The 7,728-nt window shown below is 72.1% G+C and carries 7 protein-coding genes and 1 pseudogene; 2 read left to right on the forward strand and 6 right to left on the reverse strand.

The window, feature by feature from the left end:
* Both BZZ08_RS37715 and BZZ08_RS37720 read right to left on the reverse strand, forming a co-directional pair.
* Window positions 1–1,115: pseudogene (locus BZZ08_RS37715) on the reverse strand (dihydroxyacetone kinase subunit DhaK); the annotation flags it as partial.
* A complete protein-coding gene (locus BZZ08_RS37720) occupies window positions 1,112–2,479 on the reverse strand; it encodes an MFS transporter (protein WP_104636643.1) in 1,368 nt (455 codons plus the stop codon). The gene BZZ08_RS37720 and the pseudogene BZZ08_RS37715, both read right to left, overlap by 4 nt.
* Window positions 2,480–2,715: 236 nt before the next feature.
* Between BZZ08_RS37720 and BZZ08_RS37725 the strand changes: the two genes are divergently transcribed.
* Window positions 2,716–3,477 (forward strand): FadR/GntR family transcriptional regulator, encoded by a 762-nt coding sequence (locus BZZ08_RS37725; protein WP_104636648.1) that lies wholly within the window; start codon window positions 2,716–2,718, stop codon window positions 3,475–3,477.
* A 92-nt stretch (window positions 3,478–3,569) separates the two neighbouring features.
* Window positions 3,570–4,793 (forward strand): cytochrome P450, encoded by a 1,224-nt coding sequence (locus BZZ08_RS37730; protein WP_104636644.1) that lies wholly within the window; start codon window positions 3,570–3,572, stop codon window positions 4,791–4,793.
* Between the two features lie 15 nt (window positions 4,794–4,808).
* Here the strand turns inward: BZZ08_RS37730 and BZZ08_RS37735 are convergent, their stop codons facing one another.
* From BZZ08_RS37735 to BZZ08_RS37750, 4 genes are read right to left on the reverse strand one after another with little or no spacing between them, the layout of a single operon-like run.
* Complete coding sequence (locus BZZ08_RS37735; protein WP_104636645.1) at window positions 4,809–6,071, reverse strand: cytochrome P450; 1,263 nt, start codon at window positions 6,069–6,071, stop codon at window positions 4,809–4,811.
* Window positions 6,068–6,724: a GTP-binding protein gene (locus BZZ08_RS37740; protein WP_241965663.1), complete on the reverse strand. Its 657-nt coding sequence runs from the start codon at window positions 6,722–6,724 to the stop codon at window positions 6,068–6,070. The genes BZZ08_RS37735 and BZZ08_RS37740 overlap by 4 nt, the downstream gene beginning before the upstream one ends.
* On the reverse strand, window positions 6,705–7,061 hold the full coding sequence (locus BZZ08_RS37745; RefSeq protein WP_198601935.1) for a DUF742 domain-containing protein: 357 nt from the start codon (window positions 7,059–7,061) through the stop codon (window positions 6,705–6,707). Before BZZ08_RS37745 ends, BZZ08_RS37740 begins: the two co-directional genes overlap by 20 nt.
* Window positions 7,058–7,477, reverse strand: coding sequence for a roadblock/LC7 domain-containing protein (locus tag BZZ08_RS37750; RefSeq protein WP_198601936.1), 420 nt, complete (start codon window positions 7,475–7,477; stop codon window positions 7,058–7,060). The genes BZZ08_RS37745 and BZZ08_RS37750 overlap by 4 nt, the downstream gene beginning before the upstream one ends.
* Window positions 7,478–7,728 lie beyond the last annotated feature (251 nt).

Here is a 7,728-nt window from a genome sequence, read left to right on the forward strand (position 1 = left end):
CGACGGAGCCGCGCCGCATGCCGATGCCGTGGTCACCGTCCCCGGCCACGGCGTCGATGCGGCCGAGTTCGTCGGCGTGGGCGTCGACGACGCGGGCCACCGCGTCCAGCGCGGCCAGCACGGTGGCGGCGGTCCGGCGCGAGGCGTCCGAGGCGGCGGGTACGGCGGTCGTCCAGCCAGGTCAGCGTGAGCGAGATGCCTGCCATGTCGAAGCTGGTGACCAGTTCGCCGACCTCGGGGTCGACGATCTCCACGCCGGCGTCGCCGAGCAGGGCCGCGACCTTGCGGTAGACGACGAACAGTTCCTCGTACTTGACCGAGCCGAGACCGTTGAGGATGACCGCGGCACGCTGTCCCGCCGGATCGGCGACGTCCTCGGGCAGTTCCTTCAGCAGGGTGTCGACCAGCAGCCGGGCCGCCTCGTCGGCGGTGGGCAGGTCATCCTCGCCGATGCCGGGCTCGCCGTGGATGCCGAGGCCGACGGCCATCCGGGCCTCGGGGACGGTGAACAGGGGGTGGTCGGCGCCGGGCAGGGTGCAGCCGGAGAAGGCGATGCCGAAGGAGCGGGTGCGGGCGCCCGCCCGTTCGGCGACGCGCAGCACCTCGGCCAGGGGCATGCCCTGCTCGGCCGCGGCGGCCGCCGTCTTGAAGACGGGCAGGTCACCGGCGATGCCGCGGCGCTTGGCGGACTCGTCGGGGCCCGCGCTGGAGATGTCGTCGGCGACGGCGAACGTCCGGGCCTCGATGCCGTCGGCGGCCAGTCGCTCGGCGGCCTGTCCGAAGTGCAGGACGTCACCGGCGTAGTTGCCGTACATCAGCAGGACTCCCCCGCCGCCGTGCGCGGCCGTGGCCACGGAGTGGATCTGCCGGGCGGAGGGCGAGGCGAAGACGTTCCCGACGGCCGCGCCGTGGGCCAGACCGCGGCCGACCAGGCCGGAGAACGCGGGGTAGTGGCCCGAGCCGCCGCCGATCACCACGGCGACCTGGCCGGCCGGGGTGGCGGTGGCCCGGACGACACCGCCGGTGACCGGCCGCACCCAGCGCCGGTGCGCGGCGGTGAAGCCCTCCAGCGCCTCGTCGGCGAAGGCGGCCGGGTCGTTGAACAGGCGGGTCATCGCAGGGCCTCCTCGGCCTGGGGTTCGGACGCGGGGGCCGGCTCGTCGGTGCGGTTGCGGGCGGCGAGCAGGATCATCAGCGCGGCGGACAGCAGCATGAAGAAGCCGACGAGGTAGAGCGGCAGGTAGTAGGCGCCGCTCCAGTCCTTGAGCCAGCCGGTGATGTAGCTGGAGGCGAATCCGGCGACGTTGCCCGCGGTGTTGATCAGGGCGATGCCGGCCGCGGCGGCGGCGCCGGTCAGGAAGCGGGAGGGCACCGACCAGAAGACGGGCAGCGCGGCGAAGATGGCGCAGGCGGTCACGGTGATCACGGCGACGGTGGCGGTCGGCGAGCCCATGTAGAGGGCGAGCGGTATGGACACACCGCCGACGACGGCCGGACCTGCCACGTGCCAGGTGCGGGTGCCGTGGCGGGTGGCGTGCCGGGTCCAGAAGAAGAGGACGATCGCGGCGGGCAGGTACGGGATGGCGGTGATCCAGGCCTTGTCCATGACGCTGAACGTGGTGTCGTACTGGTCCTGGAAACCGTTGATGATCGTCGGCAGGAAGAAGGCCAGGGCGTACAGACCGTAGACGAAGCCGAAGTAGACGGCGGCGAGGGTCCAGACGCGTCCGCTGGTGAAGGCCTTCCTGAGGTCGCCCTTGGCGTGCTTGCCCTCGTGGCCGGTCTTCTGCGCGTTCTCGGCGGCGAGTTCCGCGGTCAGCCAGTCGCGCTCGGCGGGGGTGAGCCACTTGGCGTCGGCGGGCTTGTCGATCAGGTAGAACCAGGCGATGACGCCCAGGACGATCGCGGGCAGCGAGACGAACAGGAACATCACCCGCCAGCCCTCCAGGCCGAACAGTCCGTGCCGGCCGATCAGCCAGCCCGCCAGCGGGGCGCCGAAGACGGTGGTCAGCGGCTGGGCGAGGTAGAACAGGCCGAGGATCTTGGTGCGGTGGCGGGAGGGGACCCACTGGCTGAGGAAGAGGATCGCGCCGGGGAAGAAGCCGGCCTCGGCGACGCCGAGCAGGAAGCGCAGCGTGTAGAGCTGGCCGCTGCTGCCGACCCAGGTGAAAAGGAGGGAGACGATGCCCCAGGTCACCATGATCCTGGCCAGCCAGCGGCGGGCCCCGAAGCGGTGCAGGGCCATGTTGCTGGGGACCTCGAGCACGATGTAGCCGAGGAAGAAGATCCCGGACGCGAAGCCGAACTGGGCGGCGGTCAGGGCGAGGTCCTGTCCCATGCCGTTCGGTTCGGCGAACGAGACCGCCGTGCGGTCCAGGTAGTTCACGAAGAACATCAGCGCCACGAACGGCACGAGACGTACTGAGACCTTCTTGATGGCAGTTCTCTCGACTGCCGCGGATGGCGCTTGGGCACCCATGGGCGACTCCTCGGCTCGCCCGGACAACTCCGTCCGGGGTGGGTCACTCCGGGTGGTCCGCCACGGGGGCGGCCGACCGGTTCGCCTTCACGCTAAGCCTCCGGATCAAATTGGTCACCAATTTACCAGTGTGGCGAGCGTCATAGATCGCCCGCCGGCCCAACTCTTGACAAACCGCAGCCGAGGAGGCGATGAACTGCCTGGTCGGCGAGGCACGCACGGCATCTGGTTCACTGGTGACCGTGACCAGTCAGCCTGATCAGCACAGCTCCGCCGACGCACCGGACCTCGCGCGGCTGCTGCGCCCCGTGGTACGTGAGTCGTCCGTCAGCGAGGTCGCCAAGCGGCTCCTCGACCACCTCTCGGCCGGCGACATCCGGCCCGGCACCCGGCTGCCCGCCGAGCGGCAGCTGGCCGAGGCCCTGGGCGTCGCCCGGTCCAGCGTGCGCGGGGCCCTGTCGGCCCTGGACGTGCTCGGGATCATCGAGATCCGCCCCGGCTCGGGGTCCTACGTCCGTGAGGGCACCTCGGAGTTCCTGCCCCGGGCGATCAACTGGGGCCTGATGCTGGGCCAGCGGCGCACACAGGACCTGGTCGAGGTCCGCACGTACATGGAGGGCGTCTCGGCCCGGCTCGCGGCGGAGCGGGCCACCGACGCGGACGTGGCCAGGCTGGAGGAGCACCTCCAGCACATGCGCGACGCGGGCGGGGACGTCACGGCGTTCATCGACGCCGACATCGCCTTCCACCTGGAGACGGCCCGCATCGCCCGCAACACCGTGCTCAGCGACATCCTGCACAGCATCCGGGCGCTGCTCCAGGTCTGGATGGAGCGCGTCAGCGACATCGAGGGGACCGTCGGCGGCACGCTGTGCGAGCACGACGCGGTGCTCCAGGCCATCCGGGCCCGCGATCCGGAGGCCGCGGACCGGGCGATGGCCGAGCACATGCGGATGGCCAGCGCACGGCTGCGCGCCTCGGTGGACGGCGAGGCCTGACCCGGCCCGAACCGCCTCGCCGCGCGGTCTGTCGGAGGTGCCGCCGCGTCAATAGCCTGGTGCGGCCAGGCCGTTGTCGACCGAGGAGTCCCATGTCCACCGCGCAGCAGGTCCCCGACATCCTCTCCCCCGAGTTCGCGGCGAACCCGTATCCGGTCTACCGGACGATGCGGGACAGCGCGCCCCTCATCCGGCACGAGGCCACCCAGAGCTGGATCGTCTCGCGCTACGAGGACGTGGAGCGCGTCTTCAAGGACCGCGGCGGGCAGTTCACGACGGAGAACTACGACTGGCAGATCGAGCCCGTGCACGGCAGGACGATCCTCCAGCTGAGCGGCCGGGAGCACGCGGTCCGGCGCGCCCTGGTCGCCCCGGCCTTCCGCGGGGCCGACCTCCAGGAGCGGTTCCTGCCGGTCATCGAGCGCAACTCCCGTGAGCTGATCGACGCGTTCCGGCACACCGGCCGCGCCGACCTGGTCGCCGACTACGCGACCCGGTTCCCCGTCAACGTCATCGCGGACATGCTGGGCCTGGACAAGGCCGACCACGACCGGTTCCACGGCTGGTACACCTCGGTCATCGCCTTCCTCGGCAACCTCTCCGGCGACCAGGAGGTCGCGGCGGCCGGTGCGCGCACCCGGGTGGAGTTCGCCGAGTACATGTTCCCGGTCATCCGGGAGCGGCGCGAGAACCCGGGCGACGACCTGCTGTCCACCCTGTGCGCCGCGGAGGTGGACGGGGTCCGGATGAGCGACGAGGACATCAAGGCGTTCTGCAGTCTGCTGCTCGCGGCGGGCGGCGAGACCACCGACAAGGCGATCGCCGGCATCTTCGCCAACCTGCTGGCCCACCCGGAGCAGTTGGCGGCCGTCCGCGAGGACCGGAGCCTGATTCCCCGCGCCTTCGCCGAGACGCTGCGCTACACCCCGCCGGTCCACATGATCATGCGCCAGACGGCGACGGACGTCACGCTCAGCGGCGGCACCATACCCGCCGGTGCCACCGTCACCTGCCTGATAGGGGCGGCCAACCGGGACGAGAGCCGCTACCGGGACCCGGACCGCTTCGACATCATGCGCGACGACCTGACCACGACGACCGCCTTCTCGGCCGCGGCCGACCACCTCGCCTTCGCGCTAGGCCGGCACTTCTGCGTCGGGGCGCTGCTGGCGAAGGCCGAGGTCGAGACCGGGGTCGGACAACTGCTGGACGCACTGCCCGACCTGCGGACGGAGGACGGCTTCGAGGTGGTGGAGCGGGGCGTGTTCACCCGGGGCCCGCAGTCGCTGCCGGTGCGCTTCACCCCCGTGGCCTGAGCGAGGGCACGGCCGTCAGGCCACGACGGGGGTGAAGAGCGTGGGCAGGGCGGTCAGGCCGCGCATCCAGATGGACGGTCGCCAGGTCAACTCCTCGGGCCCGACCGCGAGTACGAGATCGGGGAGCCGTTCCAGCAGGGTCTCGACCGCGGTGCGGGCGATGACGTCGGCGAGCAGGGGTGCCGGGTACGGGCACCGGTGCTCGCCGTTGCTGAAGGACAGGTGCGCGGAGTTCTCGGCGCCGACGTGTGCCTCGGGCCAGAGCTGCGGGTCGGTGTTGGCCGCGGCGAGGCCGAGCACGAGGCAGTCGCCGGCCCGGATCTGCCGACCGCCCAGCTGGGTGTCGTTGACGGCCCAGCGGCCGATGAAGTTCTGCGTGGGGGTGTCCAGCCACAGCACCTCGTTGAGGGCCTCCCCCACGCTGAGGCGGCCGCCGGAGACGTTCAGGGCGAAACGCTCGTCGGTGAGCAGCAGCCGCAGGGTGTTGCCGATCCAGTTGGCGGTGGGCTGCTGGGCGGCGGCGATGACGGAGATCAGGTCCTGGACGACCTCCTCGTCGGTCAGTCCCGCGGGGTGGGTCAGCATGCGGGAGGTGACGTCGGGTCCGGGGCGCTCGCGCTTGTGGCGGACCAGGCGGTGGATGCGCTCGCCCACGCGCGTGTACGCGGCGACCGGGTCGTCGCCCTCGGCCGCGTCGAGGGAGACGCGCAGGTCCTCGACGAGCTGCCGGGTCTCGGCGCCGGTGTGCGGCATCCCGCAGATGCGCACGGCGGCGCGCATCGGCAGGGGGTGCGCGTAGCCGCTCATCAGCTCGGCCCGCCCGCTGCCGGCGAAGGCGGCGATGAGCCGGCCGGCGAGCTGCCGGCAGTCCCGGGCCAGCTCGAACTGGTCGATGCCGGCCAGCGCCTGGGTGATGACCCCGGCCCGCCGCCGGTGCTCCTCGCCCTCGGCGAACAGGACCGACGGCTGATGGCCGACGTAGGGCAGCAGGGGCCAGTCGGGCGGGATGCCGCCCCACTGGTTCCAGCGGCGCGAGTCGCGGGCGAACAGCTCGTCGTGGCTGGTCACATAGCTGACCTCGGGGTAGCCGAGGACCAGCCAGGCGGGGATGCCACCGTCGAGGAGCACGGGGGCGACGGCGCCGTGCTGGGCCCGCAGCCCCCGGTACAGCTCCGACGGCGTCTGCTGGTACTCCAGTCCGGCCAGCGGCACGGCGTCCGGGTGCGCGGGGCAGCCCGGTGCGGCGACGGGACGGGGTGAGGGGTCGATGTCGGTCACGATGCGCTCTCCTGGTCCAGGGCCAGTTGGTAGAGGTGGTCCACGAGGGTGACCAGCACGTTCTTGCCCGAGGTCCGCACCCGCGCGTCGCAGTCGATCAGCGGCACGTGCTCGGGCAGCGCGAGGGCCAGCCGGATCTCGTCCAGGGAGTGCCGGGCGGTGTCGTCGTCGAAGCGGTTCACGGCCACCACGAAGGGGGTGCGGTGGTGTTCCAGCCGGTCTATCGCGTACCAGGAATCGTCCATGCGGCGGGTGTCGACCAGGACGACCGCGCCGAGGGTGCCGGAGAACAGCCGGTCCCACAGAAACCAGAAGCGTTCCTGGCCGGGGGCGCCGAACAGGTACAGCACCATGCGGTCGTTGAGGCTGATCCGGCCGAAGTCGAAGGCCACGGTCGTGGTGGTCTTGGACATGACCCCGCCGGTCTCGTCGACGCCGACCCCGGCCTGGGTCATGACCTCTTCGGTGTTCAGCGGCCGGATCTCGCTCACCGAGCGGACGAGGGTGGTCTTGCCGACTCCGAAGCCGCCCACGACGACGATCTTCAGCCCGGTCTCCGCGGCGTCGGTCAGGGGCTTGCGGCTGGAGACCCCGACGACGCCGGGGGTCGTGGAGGAGCCGGAGGCGGCCGGGTCAGAGGTTGCGGAGCCCATGGAGCACCTCCTGGAGCAGGGCGGTATCGGGGTGCGACGCGGCGGTCCGGCCCAGGCGCGGGTGGCGGGCGGTGACGGCTCCGGTGGCGAGCAGGTCGCCGAGCAGGATGCGGGCCACCGTGATCGGCAGGGCCAGCTCGGCGGCGATCTCGACCACGGCCGTGGGGTGCCGGCACAGGTCGAGGATGCGGACGTGTTCCGACTGCATGCCGGCCGACGGCCCGCACTCGGCGACGACCAGGGTGACGAGGTCGAACGAGTCGTCGGCGCGGCTGCGCCCGCCCGTGACCGTGTAGAGCCGGTCGGGTGCGCCGGTGTCCACGGGCCTGCGCGTCACGACGGGCTGCCCCCGGGGACGGCGTGGCGCGGCTCGGCCCGCAGGTGCTCACCGATCTGCTCGACCAGCTCGGTCATCTGGTGGCCCACCACGCCGGGGTCGGCGTCCTCCACCGCGACGACGGCCAGGTGCGCGCCCTCGCCCGCCTCCACGATGAACAGCAGCCCTCCGTGGAACTCGGTCATGGAGTGCCGGACGCCGCCGGTTCCGTTGCCGAACTCGACGGAGGCGCCCTGGGCGAGGGCCTGGATGCCCGAGCAGATCGCGGCGAGCTGGTCGGCCCGGTCCTGGGTCAGGTGTTCGGTCCAGCAGAGCTTGAGGCCGTCGCGCGAGAGGACGAGGGCGTGGCGGGTGCCGGGGGTGCGGTCCAGGAGGTTCTGCAGGAGCCAGGTGAGGCTGTTGTCGGTGGTCTGCATGGTGGGTGCGGGGACGGTGGTTCCAGGTGCTGCGGTCACCGGCCCGTTCCTCCAATCTCACGAGCGACACGGGCAAGAGGGGCGAGCGGGCCCCGGTACGGGGCCGTGCGGCGCGGTGCGGTTGCGATGCGGGCGCGGTCGGCCGCCTAGCCCGGGGCGGGCGGTGCGGACTCCGGTGCCCCGCCGGCCGCCCCGGACCGGCGTCCGCGATGGAAGGCGCCGAAGCTGGCCCCGGCGTCGCGGGCGGAGGA

Origin of the sequence: Streptomyces sp. MH60 (assembly GCF_002939385.1) — a bacterium.
Classification (GTDB): domain Bacteria; phylum Actinomycetota; class Actinomycetes; order Streptomycetales; family Streptomycetaceae; genus Streptomyces.

Bases quoted from the DNA above. Each gene is read 5' to 3' on its own strand.
- BZZ08_RS37720 (WP_104636643.1), bottom strand. From the start codon at position 2,479: ATGGGTGCCCAAGCGCCATCCGCGGCAGTCGAGAGAACTGCCATCAAG.
- BZZ08_RS37730 (WP_104636644.1), top strand. From the start codon at position 3,570: ATGTCCACCGCGCAGCAGGTCCCCGACATCCTCTCCCCCGAGTTCGCG.
- BZZ08_RS37740 (WP_241965663.1), bottom strand. From the start codon at position 6,724: ATGGGCTCCGCAACCTCTGACCCGGCCGCCTCCGGCTCCTCCACGACC.
- BZZ08_RS37750 (WP_198601936.1), bottom strand. From the start codon at position 7,477: ATGCAGACCACCGACAACAGCCTCACCTGGCTCCTGCAGAACCTCCTG.